At 50.4% G+C, this 20485-nt stretch carries 14 protein-coding genes; 4 read left to right on the top strand and 10 right to left on the bottom strand.

Features of this window, described 5'->3' with window-relative positions:
* Window positions 1-9: 9 nt before the first annotated feature.
* The gene (gene recQ / locus VNQ80_RS02835) at window positions 10-2202 is read right to left on the bottom strand and encodes a DNA helicase RecQ (protein ID WP_325635934.1); all 2193 of its coding nucleotides are present in this window, start codon (window positions 2200-2202) and stop codon (window positions 10-12) included.
* A 315-nt stretch (window positions 2203-2517) separates the two neighbouring features.
* On the opposite strand from recQ, the gene VNQ80_RS02830 reads away from it, so the two are divergent.
* From VNQ80_RS02830 to VNQ80_RS02815, 4 genes are read left to right on the top strand one after another with little or no spacing between them, the layout of a single operon-like run.
* Window positions 2518-3600, top strand: coding sequence for a mannose-1-phosphate guanylyltransferase (locus tag VNQ80_RS02830; RefSeq protein WP_325635933.1), 1083 nt, complete (start codon window positions 2518-2520; stop codon window positions 3598-3600).
* A gap of 36 nt (window positions 3601-3636) precedes the next feature.
* On the top strand, window positions 3637-4395 hold the full coding sequence (locus VNQ80_RS02825) for an enoyl-CoA hydratase/isomerase family protein (RefSeq protein ID WP_325635932.1): 759 nt from the start codon (window positions 3637-3639) through the stop codon (window positions 4393-4395).
* Window positions 4396-4407: 12 nt separating this feature from the next.
* Window positions 4408-6330, top strand: a complete 1923-nt coding sequence (locus VNQ80_RS02820; protein WP_325635931.1) for an OmpA family protein — start codon at window positions 4408-4410, stop codon at window positions 6328-6330.
* 11 nt (window positions 6331-6341) lie between these two features.
* Complete coding sequence (locus VNQ80_RS02815) at window positions 6342-7220, top strand: SMP-30/gluconolactonase/LRE family protein (protein WP_325635930.1); 879 nt, start codon at window positions 6342-6344, stop codon at window positions 7218-7220.
* Window positions 7221-7222: 2 nt separating this feature from the next.
* On the opposite strand, the gene VNQ80_RS02810 is transcribed toward VNQ80_RS02815, so the two are convergent.
* The 9 genes from VNQ80_RS02810 to VNQ80_RS02770 form a co-directional block, all read right to left on the bottom strand.
* Window positions 7223-7786 (bottom strand): type 1 glutamine amidotransferase domain-containing protein, encoded by a 564-nt coding sequence (locus VNQ80_RS02810; protein WP_325635929.1) that lies wholly within the window; start codon window positions 7784-7786, stop codon window positions 7223-7225.
* Window positions 7787-7865: 79 nt separating this feature from the next.
* Window positions 7866-9356, bottom strand: a complete 1491-nt coding sequence (locus VNQ80_RS02805; protein ID WP_325635928.1) for a glycoside hydrolase family 28 protein — start codon at window positions 9354-9356, stop codon at window positions 7866-7868.
* 28 nt (window positions 9357-9384) lie between these two features.
* Window positions 9385-11490 carry a hypothetical protein gene (locus tag VNQ80_RS02800; protein ID WP_325635927.1) on the bottom strand — a complete coding sequence of 702 codons (2106 nt, stop codon included), beginning with the start codon at window positions 11488-11490 and terminating at the stop codon, window positions 9385-9387.
* Window positions 11491-11517: 27 nt separating this feature from the next.
* Entirely contained in the window at window positions 11518-12873 is a 1356-nt protein-coding gene (locus VNQ80_RS02795; RefSeq protein WP_325635926.1) for a sugar porter family MFS transporter, read from the bottom strand.
* Window positions 12873-14042, bottom strand: a complete 1170-nt coding sequence (locus VNQ80_RS02790) for a mandelate racemase/muconate lactonizing enzyme family protein (protein ID WP_325635925.1) — start codon at window positions 14040-14042, stop codon at window positions 12873-12875. Before VNQ80_RS02790 ends, VNQ80_RS02795 begins: the two co-directional genes overlap by 1 nt.
* 31 nt (window positions 14043-14073) lie before the next feature.
* Window positions 14074-14967: an SMP-30/gluconolactonase/LRE family protein gene (locus tag VNQ80_RS02785; protein ID WP_325635924.1), complete on the bottom strand. Its 894-nt coding sequence runs from the start codon at window positions 14965-14967 to the stop codon at window positions 14074-14076.
* A 17-nt stretch (window positions 14968-14984) separates the two neighbouring features.
* Window positions 14985-15752 carry an SDR family NAD(P)-dependent oxidoreductase gene (locus VNQ80_RS02780; protein ID WP_325635923.1) on the bottom strand — a complete coding sequence of 256 codons (768 nt, stop codon included), beginning with the start codon at window positions 15750-15752 and terminating at the stop codon, window positions 14985-14987.
* Window positions 15753-15762: 10 nt separating this feature from the next.
* Entirely contained in the window at window positions 15763-18510 is a 2748-nt protein-coding gene (locus VNQ80_RS02775) for a glycoside hydrolase family 2 TIM barrel-domain containing protein (RefSeq protein WP_325635922.1), read from the bottom strand.
* An 18-nt stretch (window positions 18511-18528) separates the two neighbouring features.
* Window positions 18529-20481, bottom strand: coding sequence for a RagB/SusD family nutrient uptake outer membrane protein (locus VNQ80_RS02770; protein WP_325635921.1), 1953 nt, complete (start codon window positions 20479-20481; stop codon window positions 18529-18531).
* Between the last annotated feature and the right edge of the window lie 4 nt (window positions 20482-20485).

Below are 20485 nucleotides of genomic sequence, written 5' to 3'. Positions count from 1 at the left end.
AACTATCCCTTAATTCCCCAATTCAGACATGAATTTGATTCGCATTAGCTGGATTTCTTCGTAAGTATAATCATCAGCACCTAAATCGCGTAGCGCTTGATCCACCGAATCGATTTCAGCCGCGCGGAAATAATCAAAAACCTCGTCTTGCCGATCCTCGTCGATAATCTCATCTACAAAATAACCGAGGTTCAATTTTGTGCCAGAGTTGACGATAGACTCAACCTCTTTCAATAAATCTTCATACGTAATCCCCTTGGCATGGGCAATGTCTTCGAGTCCGATTTTGCGATCGATGTTCTGGATGATTGAAACTTTCAGGGCCGATTTATTGGCCGTACCCTTAATCACCAAATCTTGGGGTCGATCTATCTCATTCTCTTCTACATACTGCTTTATCAGTTCGATAAACTTACTCCCGAACTTGAGTGCCTTTCCGGCTCCTACACCATGAATCTGTTTCAGTTCGTCGATGGTGATCGGATAGTGCGTGCACATTTCGTCGAGCGAGGGGTCTTGGAAAATCACAAATGGCGGCAATCCTTTCTGCTTGGCAATTTTCTTACGTAACTCCTTCAGCATCTTGAGCAACTGTGTATCCACCGCTCCACCTCCTTGTTGGGCGGGCTCATCACTACCGTCTTCAGCCGCCGCTTCCATAGGTTCATTTAAAATGAATTTCAACCCATATGGGTTTTCGATATACCGTCTTCCCGCCTCAGTGAGCATCAACAGCCCATAGTGGTCAATATCTTTCGCCAAAAAATTATTCAATACAGCCTGCCGGATAAGTGACTTCCAATAAAGGATGCCACGTTCTTTTCCGCTGCCAAACATCGGGTGGGTATCGTGCTTATAAGACGATACCGGCTGGTTATTCTGCCCCATAAAAACATTGATGACATGGTGGTCATCAAACTTCTCACCCTGCTCTTGGATAAATTTCAACACATTCAAAAGCGATTCCTCAGCATCGAAGGTTGTTTGCTGTGAACTGCAATTATCACACATACTGTTGCAGCCCGTCTCATCGAAATTCTCGCCGAAATAATGGAGAATCTGTTTGCGGCGGCATACCGAAGATTCGGAATAATCAATGACTTCCTTGAGTATCTGCGTGCCAATCTCCCGTTCGGATACTGGCTTATCCTTCATGAACTTTGTCAGCTTCTCAATATCCTTTTCAGAATAGAATGCTAAGCAATGCCCTTCTCCCCCATCCCGTCCTGCACGGCCGGTTTCTTGGTAGTAACCCTCCATGCTTTTGGGGATGTCGTGATGGATCACGTACCGCACATCCGGTTTGTCTATCCCCATACCAAATGCAATGGTTGCGACAATGACCTCCACGTCTTCCATAAGGAATTTATCCTGCGTATCCGCTCGTGTCTTCGCATCAAGGCCCGCGTGGTATGGCAATGCCCTTATGCCATTTATATTCAGCACCTCCGCTATTTCCTCCACCTTCTTCCGGCTCAAGCAGTAAATGATGCCTGACTTGCCCGTATTGTTTTTGATAAAACGGACGATTTCCTTAACAACATTCCGTTTGGGCCGTACTTCGTAAAAAAGATTTGCCCTGTTGAAAGAGGATTTGAACAACGTGGCATCGTTCATCTGCAGGTTCTTCCGGATATCCGATTGCACTTTAGGTGTCGCTGTCGCCGTCAATGCAATTACCGGGATGCCTTCGCCGATGGAATTGATGACCGAACGGATTTTACGGTACTCCGGCCGGAAATCGTGCCCCCATTCGGAAATGCAATGCGCTTCATCTACAGCCACGAACGACACGGTGATTAGCTTAAGAAACTCCACGTTCTCACTCTTCGCTAACGACTCGGGAGCAACATAAAGTAACTTTGTTTTACCCGCTACTACGTCCTGCCGAACGCGCGTTATATCACTTTTGTTCAATGAAGAGTTTAAAAAATGGGCAATACTGTCATCACCACCGAATGAACGCAGCTGGTCCACTTGGTTTTTCATCAGCGCAATGAGGGGGGATATAACGATAGCCGTACCCTCACTCATCAGCGCAGGCAATTGGTAACATATCGACTTACCACCACCGGTCGGCATAATCACGAACGTGTCTTCTTTCTGTAGGATGTTGGTGATTATCGCTTCTTGGTCGCCCTTGAATGTATCAAACCCAAAAAAATCTTGTAGATTGTCAAATAATCTTTTCTCTATTTCCATTGCGCCTTTCGCAAAAATTCAGATAGACTGATAACCAAAGAATGCCCAAAATAACATATTTTTGCGCATATCAGTATCTAAAATTAGAAAATATATTTGTGATAAGCAATCCGAAATAAAAAAATATTGCATTAAGCATTCCGCTGTCGCTGTAAGCCAGATGGCTGCGTTAAGCAGCGAGGAAGCATGACATTACTTAATGCATACTTGGTTATGACGGCATCCGCAAAATGACTATATTATGCACGGAAATAAAAAAATCGGCCGGACGGCTGGAATCCAGAAGCACATAGAGAATAGAAAGCACGACAACACATGAAGAATTATTACGCCGTTATCATGGCTGGTGGCATCGGTAGTCGGTTTTGGCCTGTGAGCCGCACCAAATTGCCTAAACAATTCATAGATATGCTGGGTATCGGTAAAACGCTCATCCAAAGCACATATGATCGTTTCCGGCAGGTAATCCCCAAAGAGAACATTTTCGTGGCTACAAACGAGTCCTATGCACAGCTCGTCAGGGAACAATTGCCAGAGCTTTCGGCCCAGCAGCTGATCTTGGAACCTATTATGCGCAATACCGCACCTTGTATTGCCTATGCCGGCCACAAAATACAACAGTTGAACCCCGATGCAGTTATGGTCATTGCACCGGCTGACCACCTGATTCTGGAGCCTGATGGTTTCTCAGCTGATGTGATTAGGGGACTCGAATGTGCAGCGAATAATGATTGGCTCATTACCCTAGGCATAAAGCCGTCTCGACCCGACACGGGGTATGGATATATCCAATACGGCAAAAGCGCCGCGGTGCCGGGTTTTAAAAAGGTGAAGACCTTTACCGAAAAGCCGAATCTTGAACTCGCTACGACGTTTCTGCAAAGTGGTGATTTTCTCTGGAATGCGGGGATTTTCATTTGGTCAGCTAAAGCGATTATCGAAGCCTTTCAGAAGTACCAGACGGAAATGAATGAAGTGTTCCGGGAAGGCACAGAAGTATACAATACCAATAGGGAGGCCAAATTCATTTCCGGAGCATTTGTGCGGTGCGTCAATATCTCCATCGATTTTGCCATCATGGAAAAGGCCGACAACGTATTCGTGCTGCCCGTCGATTTCGGATGGTCCGACTTGGGTACCTGGGCCTCCATATACGAACTGTCTGAAAAGGACTACCTCGGCAATGTATCCTCTTCGTCAGAAAATGTGATCGCATACGATTCGTCGAATTGTATGATCCATGTACCCAAGGACAAGCTCGTCATCTTGAAAGGACTCCACAACTTCATCGTGGTCCAATCGGACGACACCTTAATGATTTGCCCCAAGGATGAAGAACAGGGTGTTAAGGAAATCGTAGCCGATGTAAAGGGGAAATTTGGCAATAAGTATATTTGATGACGGAACACAGCGTTCCTTGCTGATGTAATCACTATGGATTCAGGATTCGTAAAAACCGAAATAACCACCGACGGGCTCGCCGTTATCACTTTCGGTCACCCCGCGCATAATTCGCTACCATCCTACCTATTGAAACAGCTCAGTGAACATATCCAAGCGGCGGCCGAACCTGCCGTAAAGTTAATTCTACTGCAAAGTGACGGTGACCGTACATTTTGCGCCGGGGCAAGCTTTGATGAGCTCTTGGCGCTAACAGATGAAGAAGCAGGTAAGGCCTTTTTTTCCGGGTTTGCGCATGTCATAAACGCTATCCGACGGTCGCCCAAACTCGTGATAGGTAGAACCCAAGGTAAAGCGATAGGTGGCGGCGTTGGCCTTATGGCAGCCTGCGATTATTGTTTTGCATCCGAAAACGCAGCTGTCAAACTCAGCGAAATCAGTATTAATATCGGCCCGTTCGTTATCGCTCCTGCATTGGAACGTAAAATCGGTCTCTCCGCATTCACCACGCTTTCTTTAAATCCGACCACATTTTTTGACAGCCATTGGGCACAACGGAATGGCTTGGTCCACAGCGTACAGCCCACCACTACCGAGATGGACAAAGCCATCGACGAATTCTGCAATACATTGTTTAACAAAAACCCGGAAGCACTCACTGCATTAAAGCAGACGTTGTGGCAAGGTACGGACCATTGGGAGGTGTCGCTCTACGACCTGGCTACCATTAGCGGCCGCCTAGCGCTGGATGAAGAAGCACAACGCTCGCTTCGCGAATTCAAAAGCCGATAACCATCTCCCGTAATGAAAACAGTAAACGCGACATACATCCTAATTTTATTCGGCGTGTTGTTTTCACTGTCCGCCACCGGGCAAAAACCGTCCAACAATAAACGTGCACAACAGGCATTCGATAAGGCGGGATTGCAACTTAGGGCTCAACAATATAACCTCGCCGTTGCATCACTGGAAAAGGCGATTGCATTGGATTCCGGATTCGCCACCGCCTATCAACAACTTGGAGACATTTACCGCAAACAACGGGACTATGAAATGGCCAAACGCAACTACAAGAAGGTCATTCAACTTGACCCTACCCTAACACCGCTTACGTGGTTTGGCCTCGGTGAAAGCCTCCTGCATACGGGCAATTATACCGATGCACTGACTGCCCTGAACCGGTACAGGGATACGCCAGGTTTAGCGGCGGAAAGCAGACGGCTTACCGATAAATACATTGCGGATTGTGAGTTTAGCGCAACAGCATTGCGCAACCCCGTCCCGTTTGCCCCCCAAAATGCCGGACCCGCGATCAATAGCCCCTTCGATGAATACTTCCCCCGGCTTACCGCCGATCAGCAGACTATCATCTTTACACGCAAGAAGGACAACCGCGAGAATTTCTTCATGAGTACCAGGGATAGTAGCAATACCTGGCAGGAAGCCGGGTTTTTACAAGGGCAAATCAATTCGGAGCTGTACAACGAAGGCGCCCATTGCATTTCGCCAGATGGGAAATACCTGTTTTTCACCGGCTGCAATCGACCCGACGGCTTGGGGAGTTGTGATATATACGTTTCGAGGCGCGAGGGTGATCGTTGGGGAGCGCCCCATAATTTAGGTGCGCCCATCAATACCCGGGGTTGGGAAGCACAGCCCGCATTGGCCGCCGATGGGCGTACGCTTTACTTCGTCAGCAACCGCCCTGGCGGACAAGGAGGGTATGACATTTGGAGGGCCTTGCTCAAAGCAGATGGACAATGGGGAGAACCACAGAACCTCGGCCCCGCCGTTAATACACCCTACGATGAAAGCTCACCTTACATCCATGCTGACAACCGCACGCTTTACTTCGCCTCCAATGGCTGGCCGGGATTGGGCGATAAAGATATTTTCAAAAGCAGGAAAGATAGCATTGGTAACTGGGGGCATCCCGTCAATATCGGCTATCCAATCAACGACCATCACGAGCAAAACGCGTTGACAGTGAGCATGAACGGCATGCAGGCTTTCTTCTCAACCCGCAGGCCAGACGCTATCGGCGGTTTAGACATATACGCTTTCCAACTGCCAGAGGCTGCACGCCCCGATCCCGTAGCGTATCTCAAAGGTATCATTGTGGATGCCGAAAGCAGCAATCCGCTTCAAGCCGAGGTGAGGGTGACAGACGTTACGACCAATCAGGTGTTATATAACGAAACCGCCGATTACGAGGATGGGACTTTCCTCGCCCCCCTACCCTTTGGCAAGACATACGCGTTGCACATCAACCAGCCCGGCTACCTCTTTTTCTCAGAAAGCTATCCGCTCGACGACAGCGTGAAAATCAACGATGCCTATGAAATACGTATCCCGCTGTCGCGGATAAAGGTTGGCAACTCACAAACACTGAGCAACATTTTCTTCGAAACCGATCAATTTGCCCTGCTGCCCCAATCCAAGAGTGACCTGGATCAACTCGTCCGCTTCCTTGACCTGAATAAACAAGTACTGGTCGAAATCGGCGGCCACACCGACAATACGGGCACAGAAGCTTACAACCAACAGCTGTCGGAAAGCCGTGCCCAAGCCGTATATGGTTATCTGGTCCAAGCCGGTATCTCGGCGCAACGGTTGCGTTTCAAGGGATATGGCCAATCCCATCCGGTGGCCACCAACGAAACGCCGGAAGGTCGCCAGCTCAATCGGCGCACAGATTTCAAAATCATTGGATTAAACACAAATTAACAATAGGAACGATGAATCGAAAATTCCATCTTACGGTCGTCATAGCCGTCTTCGCGGTGCAGTTGAGCTTCGCGCAGGTTGTCGCCCCCGGCGCTACATTGCAATTGCTTGCCGACGGTTTCAGCTTTACCGAGGGACCCGCCGCGGACCGGAATGGCAATGTGTTTTTTACCGATCAGCCCAATAACCGGATTTGGCGATACGGTACGAATGGGAACCTGGCTATCTTTATGGAACCCGCGGGCAGGGCCAATGGTCTCTACGTCGACCAACACGGATACTTGATTGCGTGTGCAGACGAACAATACGAACTGTGGCGCATTGGAATGGATAGGAAAGTCGAGAAGTTGGCCGTGAACTACCGTGATTCCCTTTTCAACGGGCCCAACGATGTTTGGGTTTCCCCAAAAGGTGTCCTTTATTTCACAGACCCGTATTACCAGCGCGACTATTGGAGTCGGACTTCACCCGACCTCGCCGCCGAAGCGCTGTATAGGTATCAGGATGGACAGGTGACCCGACTGGACGACCAATTCAAACGACCGAATGGCATCATTGGCACACCGGATGGAAAGTTCTTGTACGTCGCCGATATCGGGGACAATAAAATCTATCGCTACACGCTGCGGAAGGATGGCACAATCAGCGACAGACAACTCTTTGCAAACCAAGGGTCCGATGGAATGACGATTGACGAAAAAGGCAATGTATACCTCACAGGCAAAGGTATCGACGTATACGATCCTGCTGGAAATAAAATCCAGCACATCGATGTGCCGGTAAACTGGACAGCCAACGTCTGTTTCAGCGGCTTGAATCACGATGTATTGTTCATCACCGCCAGCGACAAAGTATTTACGCTACAAATGGCAGTCAGGGGTGTCCGTTAGGTTTATGCATGCTGGCCAGCATGCTTACCTTCCGTGAATTCCTCGATGACCTTTTCGTTAAAATCGGGAAGGTCGTCGGGCGTTCGGCTGGTTACCAACCCCTGGTCAACCACAACGGCGCTGTCCTCCCAACGTGCACCTGCATTGATCAGATCCTTGCGGATATTCTTTACAGAAGTCATCTTTCTTCCGGCTACCACTTCGGCGTCGATAAGTACCTGCGGCCCGTGGCAGATCGCGGCAACGGGCTTCCCTGCATCGAAGAATGCTTTCACAAAATCCAGTGCCTTGTCAATCGCACGCAGCTTGTCCGGATTAATTACACCGCCGGGGATGAGTAGTGCGTCATAGTCATCTGGACTAGCCTGTTCAAGCGACACATCGACGTCAAAATCCAAACTCCATTCGTTTCCTTTCTTCGCACGCACCACATCGTTTTTCGGCGATACAATATACGTCTTGCCACCAGCTATCTGGATGGCATCGCGCGGACTTGTCAGTTCGATTTCCTCGAATCCATCAGCTGTCAAAATAGCTACACGCCGGTCTTTCAATTCATCAGCCATAAAATCTTCCTCCTCTTTCTTTATTAAGACTTACAGGGAAACGGCCGGAATTGTTTTGGAAAAATGAGATTGCAGCGACTTATTCGTCCCAACCTATGGGCGTTTCCACATGATGCGAGGCAACGCCTTCCGACACCATGAAAGGGACACCCTTTGCAGACGGCCCGGTATGCATTCCATTCACTACCCGCAGCAGATCCACGTCCACCGCTACCAAGGGTGGTCGGGGGTCCGGCCTATCACTCCCGAACTGGAAGCCGATTAGCGATACACGCTTCGCATGGCGGATAAAGAACATCGACGAAGGCAAGTTCCCCCACACCGTGGGCTGCGGATAGCCCCGTTCATCTTCTGCCACATCCTTAGCACGGCTGATATAATCTCCCGGCTGGAGTCCCCCACGGTTGAAGAATTGCACATTGCTCAACAGTACATTTTCGATGTAGTGGCCCGGGATGGCGGTGATGGAACTGGAAAAATTGCCCGTATGGTAAGCGATCACGTTGCTGATGGATATGTTTCGCATTTTGCCCATCGGCGGCGAGGGAACATCCTCTGCATATTTCCTCGCCCGGTTGCCCAAGCGGATATACAGCGGGCACTCCGTCCCCTCGATAGTAACATTGCTTATCGTGATGCCTTCCATGGTTCCACCATCCACGATTTCCAGCGATATGCCGGTTATACCATGACGTGGAGTACCGAATATCGGATTCGTTTCGCTCCTGCTCGGTTTCACCACGCAATTGCTGATGCTGATATTACGGAATCCACCGGTAGACTCCGTCCCCGCTTTGATTGCATTGCAGAAGCTGGACACCACACAGTTAGTGATCACTACGTCTTCGGTTGGGGCCGGACCGGTACTCTTGAGTGTGATTCCATCGTCATCGGAATCGATGATTGAGTTGGATAAAACGACCCGGCGGCAGCCGTCGATATCTATACCGTCGTTATTGCGATTGGAATGGTTATACACCTCAATCCGGTCGATCAGTACATCTTCACAATCCAGGTAATGTTGGTTCCACATCCCCGAATTCCGCATGCTGATACCCTCCACACGGACACCTTTGCAGGAAATAAAAAGGATATTACGGGGTCGTCCATCCAGGTCGCCTCCAAACAAGGTCGGGTCAGGCTGCTGCGCAGCTCCGTTGCCATCAATCGTACCCTTGCCGGTGATAGCAATATTTTGGGCTTCCAGAGCATACACCAATGCAAACCAACCCCCTTTATCTTTTAAGGAGCGGTACGTCGGCTGAGGCTGCCGTGGAAAGTCCCGTCGATCGGTGCTTGCCATAAGTACGGCTCCCGTCTCCAGATATAGTTCTACGTTGTTAAGCAGCCGGATCGTACCGCTCTTGAATGTTCCGGGCGGGATAACTACGCGCCCGCCGCCATCGACAGCACAAGCCCGTATTGCGTTGTTGATCGCTTCTGTGTTGACGGTGATGCCGTCACTTATCGCACCGAAATCGACGATGTTATATCCATCCTGCTGAGTAGCTAAACAGCTGGATAGCATGGTCACTATCCATGTAACAATGGCAACCGATTTCCTAATCATAACAATGAGTTGACAATATAAACAAGTATTAAAACGTGATGGGGATACCCAATGCTTCGGTATAGGGCTTCCCATCCACAGTAACCGTATACCCGTTGGCATTGGCGTCGATGGCCAGCTCCTTACCCCGTATCTTCAATCCCTCCAATCGGATTTCCGGCGAGAACGAAGGTACCGTCGGGTTTACCGTAATGGTTCCGTCCAATCCTACACTGACTCCGAACAGCCCGAAGATAAACGTCTGTGCACCGGTACACGCATCAAAGTCGCTTTGCAGCGGGGTATCTTCACGGTAGCCCATATAGTTGGCCACCTTCGAGTCACCCCAATAGGGCAGCCGCTCACCCCACCAGAGGTGACGCTCCAACAGGTCGTTGGCAGCATCAGCGAAACCTGCGTTATACAACCGCTGGCAGATCAGTGGAGGAAACGCCACATAACTACCGCCGCCACCGTGGTCTATATCTACCTGATCATAGGCCGGGTCAAGCTTGGAAATGCTATGGATACCGTAGTCGCCCAGAAATTCCTTTTCATTCAGATGCGACAGCAGCCCCCGCTCCACTTCCTCATCAAACACACCCGTACCGATCAATGTGTACATAAAATTCGTATACCGGATATCTTTCTTACCGTCATACCGGAAGAAAAACCATTGGTCTTTCTCGCTCCACAGCTCTCGTTTCAATAGGTCTTTCAACTCCTCGGCACGGGCGAACAACTGCTTCATGGGCTTTCCGGCTAATTTTGTCAACTCATATGCGCGGATATAAGTTAGGTACCGCAACGCATTCACATCGGGCATGACACCCCGGTAAGGATAGCCTCGCCGAAGTTCCAGGTGATTCTCGCCATCGTGACCATAGTCCACGAGGTTGATTTTTTTGCTGAGGTCGTCACCGAATAACGCGTTTTGTAGCATGTGGTCATAAATAGGCCTGCCTTCTACCACCTCATCAAGGAACCCCACATCGCCGGTATGAAGTATATAATAGTAAATCAACTCCACGATCTTATCTTGGTTCACCTGGTACCACACTCCCCCTCCTTCGCCGGTCATCGGTTCGAAGAGGTAATGTTTGGTCATGTCCACTTTGAGGAACTGCTTGATATGGCTCGCTGATGCCAGTGGATCATAGAGCGGGAAAATCTGCGCAGGAAGCCCGAACTCCCACAGGTAATTACCTACACAGCCGCCAATAACCCCCCCGCTCCCATAATAGGGTTGCAAGAGGAATTCCGGCACCTCCCACTTATTGGTCAATAGGGTTACCAAAGACCGATAGTAATAATCCTCCAGTCGCTTGTCGCTCGCAGAGAAGCGGGGCAACTTTCCAAACATGTCTTCCACCTGCTGGGTATGAGCCGCATTCGCTTGCCGAATGACCATCGGCGGATTTTGCAAGATGGCCGATATCGCTTCGCCGGTAATCTCAGGACCGCCGATCTCCATAGCGATATGGAAGGTCACATCCGTTCCGGCGGGGACGGTTACCTTGGTATCCCAACGGGAGCCGAGCTCAAACCAATCCAACCCGGGAATATCGGTGGCGATGACGATATTTCCCGCCGCATTTGACCTGACCAGCCTGTTCGCTTCTGATAGGTTTGTCGTTTTACTTTCCGCTTTCGGCCGCGAAAACTCCCACCGTTCCACGTAGTCCAAGCCACCCTGTATATGGAACTGGATCGGCATCAGGATATCCTTCCCGCTCTGGTTGCCGAATGTCATCCTAATCAATGCAGCCCGATCCCCATGGGGCAGCACGGTTGTCGTCTTCACGGAAATGCCGTTGATCTCTCCCTCACGCTGCACTTCGAACGGATACCAGCGGTAATCGGAGGTCGGTACCTTTTCACCGAAAAGACGAGTTTCCAATAAAAAGTTGGAACTGGCGTAGGGCGGCGCAAAAAGACCACTGATCGTACCAATATCCCCGTGATGGACACGGGTGGTGATTTTTCCATTGATGATGCCGAAATTTTCCTCAATCATGATGTTCCGCTTGCCGTCGAGCGCAAATAATTCCAAAGGGTCAACAACCTGTGCGGTAGCAAAGGGTTGCCCCACGACCACCGATGCAACATAGAACGGCAACAGGTATATAAAAAAAAGGTTACTATAGAGCTTCATATTTTCTAATTTAAGATATGTTCGTTATTAGCGTTCCTCTTCCAGTGCTTTGCCCTTGGTCTCGGGTAGGACTTTCCAGATGAAGAAAAATGTCGGCAGGGTAGTCAAAGCCAGCAACCAAAAGGTCGCCGATTCGCCAAAATATTCCATGCTGACGGGAAAAAGCTGGGCAATGACCCAATTGGCGCCAAACAGGGAAAATGTAGCCAGTGCCATCGCCTGTCCCCTTATCTTCGTTGGAAATAGCTCGGCCATCACGATCCAGGGTATCGGTCCCATGGAAAATGCAAAACAGGCAACAAAGCAGGAAATGGCGATGAGCAGTCCCGTCTCCGAAAACGCGGTATCTGTAAAGAAATAGCCGATCAGCAACAACGTCATACAGATGCCGGCATTGCCAATGAATAGCAAGGGCCTACGGCCCAGGCTATCAACTTTCCACATCGCCAGCAATGTGAACACGACCAACACAACCCCAAACACCAACTGCCCGCCCAGGGAGTCCACGAAAGAAAATCCCGCCCGCTCCAAAATAAGCGGGCCGTAGTGCAACACCAAATCAATGCCACTCAACTGCGACACGATGGCCAGATACAGGGCAACGAAAGTGGTCATCCGTAACGGCGGTTTGAACAGATCACCTACCGAGATGGCTGTACCGGCTATCGTCCGCCGGATAAGCAGTGCTTCTTTTTCGGCCACTTGGGCTCCATTGAGTTTCTGCAAGATGGCTAAAGCTGCCGAACCTCGTTGCTTTAACATCAAAAAACGCGGACTTTCGGGTACCCATACCAGCAGCAACAGAAATACCAAGGACGGAATTGCTGCTGCACCCAACATGATTCGCCATACTTCCACCTCCGAAAATAAGCCCCCCAACACATGTGCCTGGTTTGCCATTACATTACCCACGTAGTTATTGGAAAAATAGGCTGCCAGGATTCCGATGGTCAGGGCAAATTGGTTGAGCGCCACCATGCGGCCCCGGATGGCCACCGGGGCCATCTCAGCGATGTACAGCGGGGAAACCATCGCCGCGGTGCCCACGGCAAATCCCGCCATCAACCGGAACCCTATGAATAGGAAAAAGGTATCCGCAACGGCCGACCCGATGGAAGACACCAAGAAGAAGATGCCAACCCATACCAACGTGGATTTGCGGCCGAACCGATCAGCAGAATAGCCGGATAGTAGGGCACCCACTACACTGCCCAATACCACGGAGCTGACCAACCACCCCTGGAAGGCTGGCTGGGACGCTAAACCAAAATACTGGATAAGCGGGCTAAGTGCACCGGAGATGACCGCCGTATCGAACCCGAAGAGGAAACCGCCCAGAGCCGCCACACCGGCAAGGAACCATACATAAATCAACTGCTTCATCAATCTACCTCATATTTAGCAACCGCATCCATGTTCAGTGTAATGCCCAATCCGGGCTCGTCCGGCAGCGTAATGACGCCGTTTATCATACGGATCGGATCGTCCACCAGTTCGATGCGTAGCGCCGAGTCGCACATTTCGGCCGGCAGAAACTCAATCATGGGGCAATGGGGCGTAGCAAATGCCAAGTGGGCAGTAGCGGCTATGCCAATGCCCGATTTCCAGCAGTGCGGCACAATCAAGCGCCCACGATCCTGTGCCATATCACATACACGAACAGCTTCCGTAAGCCCCCCTACCCTGCCCACATCCGGTTGTGCCACGTCTATAAGCCCTTTGTCGAGCAGATCCATAAATTCAAACCGGGTGTTCTGCCATTCGCCGGCAGCGATCCGCATGGGTGCTTCTTTCGCCAAGAGCGCATAACCCTCAAGGTTATCGATCTGCAGGGGCGTTTCCAGAAAATAAATATCCAGATCATCCCACTTCTGTATGGTGCGCAGTGCCGAACGTGCATCATACCACAGGTATTGCACATCCACCATGATCCGCATATCCGTCCCCACTGCACGGCGACAGGAGCGGATGATATCGGTCATCTCCTCATCACTGCCGCACAAGCCCGTGTGGTTATAGGGGCCACCAAGCGTGCACTCGATTTTCGCTGCCGAATATCCATAGTCTTTGGCCCGCTTGATCCAAGCAATCAGCGAATCGCCGTAGGCCGTCACCGAATCTCCATAAGGTTGCAGGGAAGCATATGGCGTAATGGTTTCCTTCGCTGCCCCACCCAGTAGTTTGTAAACGGGTAAACCCAGGGCTTTTCCTTTGATGTCCCACAACGCCATGTCGATGGCGCCCATGGCACAGATCACCACGCCCCTGCGGCCGCTCATACAGGTATAGGTATATAATTTCTCCCAAATGGCCCCGGTGTCGAACGGATCCATACCAATTAGCAAGTCACGCATACCCATGGCCATGGAATGGCTGCCGGGGGACTCAATGGCCGCCTTGGCCAGCCACGGTCCGGTGTCGGTCTCACCGATGCCACATATACCTTCGTCGGTGTGTACTATCACGACCAAATCGTCCTGCGAAGAAGATGTGGCGTTTTCCTTCAAGCCCGGAATCTTCAGGATCTTACATTCAATATTTGTTATCTTCATTTAAAATTAAGTATGCGTTTATTGCTGTTTTTCAAATCTTTGCTTTGTACTCGGGCTTACCCGCGATATCTTGAACGATATGGTACACACTGCCACCCCTGGGGAATGAAAAATCGTGGCCAGTCGGAGCCAGCGGTGTTTCCCAATATTGGGCAGCCGAGGTGACAAAAATGTCACGGAAGTCCGGGCCACCGAATGTTAGCGAACTGGTTTGCGCAGCTGAAAGATCAATTGTCCGCTCGAGCTTTCCATCCGGATCATAGCGCGATATGCCGCTACCAAACCATTTCGCAACCCAGATAAACCCATCTTGGTCCACGGTCATCCCATCCGGCAAGCCATCATCCTTATCCAGTCGGATGAACGGCTTTCGATTGGAGATGGCACCGGTGGCACGGTCATAATCGTATGCGTAAATCATCCGGGGAATGCTATCTACGAGGTAGAAGCGATCGCAGGAAGAACTGAATCCCAGGCCGTTGCTGAGGTGCAATCCTTCCTCCACAACCGAACAGCTTCCATCAGGATCGATACGGAACAGGTATCCGGTATCGTACGCTTCATCCTCACGAAAAGCTTCCTGGCCACCGAAGACCCGGCCTTCGGGGTCGGCAATGATATCGTTGATATCGTTCACCTCCATGTGATCGCTACGGTCGCATATCAAACGCGGCACCTCGCCTTCCTTCCATTGGAAGAATCCGTCCCGCCCGCCGAACACCAACCCGCCCGATTCATGCAGCGCCAATGATGCTGCGTGGTAGCCGCTAAGCACTAGTTTTGGGGCGTCATCAGCTATACCTTTGGCATAAATGGCCTCGCCGCCACAGTCTGTCCAATAAAGCCGACCGTTGCCGGCATCCCATGCCGGCCCCTCTCCGCAAAGCAGTCGTTGGTCGGCGAATAATCGTATGGTTGTTGCCATGGTTAGTTCGTCAATTGTTAGGTCCCTTCTATACGTACCCCAATACCACCGTCTACCCGGTAAGTTTGCCCGGTGGCGAAACTTGCTTTGTCACTGGCGAGGAAAGTGATAAAATTAGCTATCTCGTCAGGCGTGGCAATTCGCTTCAACAGATGGATATTTCGTGTTTCTTCGAGGATGGCCTCCTTGTCCACGAAATTTTCGATGTCTTTTTCCAACATGGGTGTCTGTACTGCGCCGGGGCATACAGCCAGGCACCGTATTTTAGGGGCGAAATCGATGGCAATGGAACGCGTTAACCCGTGTAACGCTTCTTTGCTAGCGGCGTAAGCAGCCACATTACGCTGCGACACGAAACCTTGTACACTGCCCACATTCACAATGACGGCGTAGGGGGCCTTTTCCATTAGCGAAATGGCATATTTGGCACATAAGTATACTGCTTTCAAGTTGATATCCATCGTGAAATCCCAGATATTTTCACCCGTGGTCACCACATTCCCATAGGTTTGTACCCCAGCATTGTTGACCAATACATCAATTGTTCCGAATAGGTTCCCAATCTTGGCAAACGTGTTTTTGATGGACGCGTGATCCGCTAGCTCGCAACGGAAAAAGAAAAGCCGATCCGGGAATTCAGCGAGTTCACCGGTCAGTTTGGTGGCGTCCCTACCGATAACGGCTACCCTTGCCCCGGCGGCTACCAATTGTAAAGCCGCCGCCTTGCCGATCCCGGATGTTCCTCCCGTCACCACTGCTGTTTTGCCTGTAAATGAAATGACCATTGTAATCTTGTTAATTGAAATTGAACGTTAAATGCATTGTTAACCGCCCACCGGCATAACGCGGGGCCTCGAACCGTGCCGGGTTGGCCTGGGGTCCCAATCTGGAGGCATCCATGAATTTGTCTCCGATACCGTTAATGGTATGCAAGAAAGAAATATCCCCGTCGGGATAAACCATCTTGGCATTTTCGGGTTTCTGCGGCTCCGGGGGGGTAAACAGGTGAAGGAAAATATCGTTGCTGTGCACATACACCGTAAAGTCAGGCACATCCTTACCATCGATATGTGCCCAATACATGTTCGCATGGTAGCCCTTGAATTCGGGATACATATATCCCGATTCGCCGGTCACCGTGTTGTTATAGGCTTTTTCCCAAACACCAAAACGGACCCCTTTCATACGGTTCTTGTACACCCGGTATGGGCCGTCACCCAGCCATTTCGCACCAGCTACCCGGTCTTCCGGGTACGTAAAAGTTATACCCGCGAAAGCACTGGTAAGCTCCGGTTTATACGCTACTTCCAAATCCAACAGCCCATTTCTCTTGACCGTCCATCGATATTCGTCCCCGTCGGTAAATGTGGTGTGGATTACCACACCGCCTGCTTGGAAGGATTGGTCTACGCTGGCAACTTCCCTTTTGCCGCCAAGCAGTACCGGCCCATTGGCAAGCGGGATTTGCTTCCCCTCCTTCGTCACCTCGATTAGTCGGCCCTGCTGTTTGTCGAACGTATAGCCTATCGTACCGGCGTGCACACGCCAGCCATCCGCCGTTTCCTGTACCACCGGATTGGTAAATGCTGATTGGATAAGCTCTACGTTCTTTGCCGACGCCGTCTTCAATGGCCAGCTAAACGTATTGACCAACCGGCCATGAGGGTCAACCACACGGATGCGGAGCATATCCATGGCATGCCAAGCGTCCGGAAGTTCCAGTTGTATTGTCCCGCTATGTCCGGGAGGCATACGTACTGCCAGGTCTTCTTTTTTCAGGATCCTTTCTTGGATGGGTTCACCCGGGGCTGATACATTCACCCATTCGGCCACAAAACGACATTCGGCTAAATCGGTGAAATGGAACCTATTTTCCACGCGAAAACTGCCGTCAAACACTGGTGTGATGTACCGCTTGTCGAAATGGACGGGGGACCAAACTTCCTTAATAGTATAAAAGCTTCCCTCCTTCTCATGGTATGGTCCCACAATTCCGTCTGGAGCCTCGTTGCCGTAGGTATCCAATTCGTTGTCTCTGTCGGCGCGTTCCACGGCCTCATCCGCGAACACCCAGAGAAAACCTCCTGCACAAAGCGGATCATTCCACATCCGTAACCAGTAGTCTTCCAACCCGGCGCCGTGCCCACCGTCGTACAAGCCATGCAGGAACTCGGTGGGCATAAACAGCTTGCGTTTGCTGTACCCATCGTTAGCGAGGTAATTGTAGTCCATGTAATGGTAGGTATTGAACAGTCCGAAATCCTGCCACGGATGCAGCACATGCCGGCGCTGGATATCCAATTGAGCAAAAACATCATCCAGATTGGTATTCCACCCGCCTTCGTTGCCGTTGTCCCATAGGATGATGCTGGGGTGATTGACATCCCTTTCAATCATTTCGATGAGGAGCTTCCTGCCCACGGTATCGTCATACGGGGGATGCTGCCACCCGGCCAGTTCGTCCAATACAAAAAGCCCGAGTGAGTCGCATACCTCCAAGAAATGTTTATCTGGTGGATAATGCGACATCCGTACGGCATTCATGTTCATATCCTTGATCAGATTGACGGCCAAGATACTCAGCGCTTTGGAGGATGTCCTACCAAATTTAGGATGAAAGGTGTGCCGGTTCACACCTTTCAGTTTTACCCTAACCCCATTGATGTATATGCCGTCACTTTCACGGATTTCTACCGTCCGGAAACCAATCCGCTCCTTGTATTCATGCACCAGGAAGCCCTCTTTGTCAAACAGCTGGAAAACAGCAGCGTACAAATGCGGAAATTCCGGCGACCACGGCCGGTGCGCATCCAATCGCCCCATGATCCGCGTAACCCCAGAAATACGGTCTGTTTGCCATGTAGCTACTTCCGTTCCTTCGCTGGATTGTATGGCTACGCATACTTTACTGACCTGTCTAATGTCAGAAATATAGATATCGGCATTAAACTGGCCATCTGCTTTGGCATCCACCGCGACGCGTTCGATATGTGTTTCCGGTTTGGCTTCGAGGTATACCGGCCGGAAAATGCCGCCGAACACCCAATAATCCGCATCACGCTCCGCTTGGTTCACGCTCTTGTTATCGGAATGTTTCTTGACGAGCACGTCCACCGTGTTAGTACCGCCGTAAGTCAAAAGCGATGAGACGTCATACCTGAATCGATAGAATGCTCCTTGATGAACGGGGCCAGCCAGCCTTCCATTGATCTTCACCTCCGCATCCGTCATTACCCCCTCAAACACGATGTGGATGGCTCTTCCTTCCCAGTTTGCCGGGATATCGAACCCATGGCGGTAGTGACCGGTTTCGTAAAACCGGTCACCCGAGCCATAGCCGTAATAATATCCGCCGAACCCCTCCTGCTCCCAACAGGAAGGCACCGGAATCGTCGTCCATTTCCCGCTATTCCTCCCTTTTGAACAATAAAACTCCCAATCTACACGGTTATCTGCACCAGTACCCGATAGGTATATGATGTCTGTGGCTGACTGGGCAAATCCAATCGATAGCCCCCCCAATAACGATAATAAGAAAATCATGCACCTCATAAACACGGATTAATTGGGTCCAACGCCAGCGTTCATCGGCCATCCCGGATTCTGGTATAGCGGCGATGTACTCATATCGTTATTTATTGACGTGATCAAAAAATGTTCAATGGCAATGGGCGATAAGTAATGCGCCATATTCCAAAGATAACCGTTATACACCAATGATACGGTAGTCCGTTCGTAAGGGCGGAGGTATGCACTGCGTGCAGGGTCTGAAACCGTACTCGCCGAACCGTCATTGTAAGTCAACTGTGCTGCATCATACCAATGCTGCATCGGCCCCCACAACTTGAATCCCTCAATATGATAAGGCGTATTGATCAATTGGTCCATGGCGCGCCATCTGCGCAAATCCATCCCCCGCAAACCTTCACCCATTAATTCGACCCGCCGCTCACGTCTGATATTAAATAACGTTTTATCTACCATCGTTCCCGCTGAGTATACTCCCCAGTCGCCGGCCGCTTCTTTTGCGAGGTCGGTCGCATCAATTGTCTTCTGAAAATCTTCATCTACCCCGCCCCGCCTTCTAATCGATTTCCAATATTCATTAGCGGTACCATCGAGACTCCCGAATTTCTCATAACAAGCTTCAATGTAATTGAGGTAAGACTCCACGGCCCTGAAAGAGATTTCACCCTGGGTGCTATATCCATCGAAGTTTTGGTTATCATCCAGGTTAAGCCCTTTTCGGTGTGCATATCCCGTAGTGTACTTCTGATGCTCGTGCGATGCCAGGATATCGGGTATTCCTTCCTCCACAATGACCGGGTTGTTGTACAGGATTTTCACCTGCCCTGGCACCTTCAAAAACAATTGGAGACGATTGTCACGGTCTTTGGGGATATCCTCCAAGTACTCATCACCATGATAACCAGATCCAGTTGCATAAATCGGGAGACCATTAGCCATCAAAAAGGATTCCACCATGCCTCTCGTTAGGCCCACCCCCATGTTTCCCCCTTGGTAGCTCTTGCCGGCGTAGCTGGTAACGTTGAGGTTGCGGTCAAACTTACGCCACATAAGCACTTCCGAAAACCCAGACATGTCTACACTGCTAAATATCTCGCAATAGGGGTTTAGTGCATCTGAAGGAGTTTGCGGAAAATGATGGGTATTATCAACAAGCGGCACATTGTCTGCCACTTCTTTCGCCGCTGCCATAGCTTCCGTCAAGAAAAAGTCGATTTCACCGTCTATATTCCCCGATGGAAAATTATATTGGGCATGGTAATCTTTTTGTTTACCGGGCCAGCCCTCGCCGTTGGGAACAAAAGCGGTGCCTTTGAAATATTTCAGGAAGGTGGCTTCATACAGGGCGACCCTCGATTTATACTGGAGGGCCACCAATCTTGACAACCTGTTTTTCTGCCCATCGGGAGAATTATTCTGCATCAGCATAATAGCCGAATCCAAATCCGACAGGATAAAACGTGCCACTTCGGTCCGGGGCGCACGCTGGCTTGCTTCGTTCAGCACTTGATGGTTGTCTGGAAGAACGTTCCTGATGATTGGGAAATCACCGTAACTCTTGAGGTTATTGAAATAAAACTCTGCGCGGAAGAAATAGATTTCGCCGATGTGGTGACGGATATTGTTGGCGTTGCCAGTTATTGTCCCCGCATGAAACCTAGGTAAAACCGTTTGGAGAAAATAGTTGCACTGATACAGCGACCCAAAATCCCATCCCCCAGAGGCTGAAACCCGCCACTCTCCAGGTGCGAATATCGTAGAATACCCAATAGCGGCCTGATTGTCGGTATCTGCATCACCGATATTCCAGCCATTGGTGGGTCCGTACCGGGCAATGGTGTAGGCCGCTAAGTGGGCCTCATCCGTCAGGTAGTTTTCGGGCGTCACGGCCGATATTGGCTTCCGGTCAAGAAACGACTTCTGGCAGGAGGTCATGCCAAAGCAGGCCAATAGCAGCAATAAAATATAGCTATGTTTCGTCTTCATTATA

This window comes from Parapedobacter sp. (genome assembly GCF_035556095.1).
Taxonomy (GTDB): domain Bacteria; phylum Bacteroidota; class Bacteroidia; order Sphingobacteriales; family Sphingobacteriaceae; genus Parapedobacter.
Note: the sequence above shows the minus strand (reverse complement) of the source record. Positions and strands in the feature narration are given on the sequence as shown.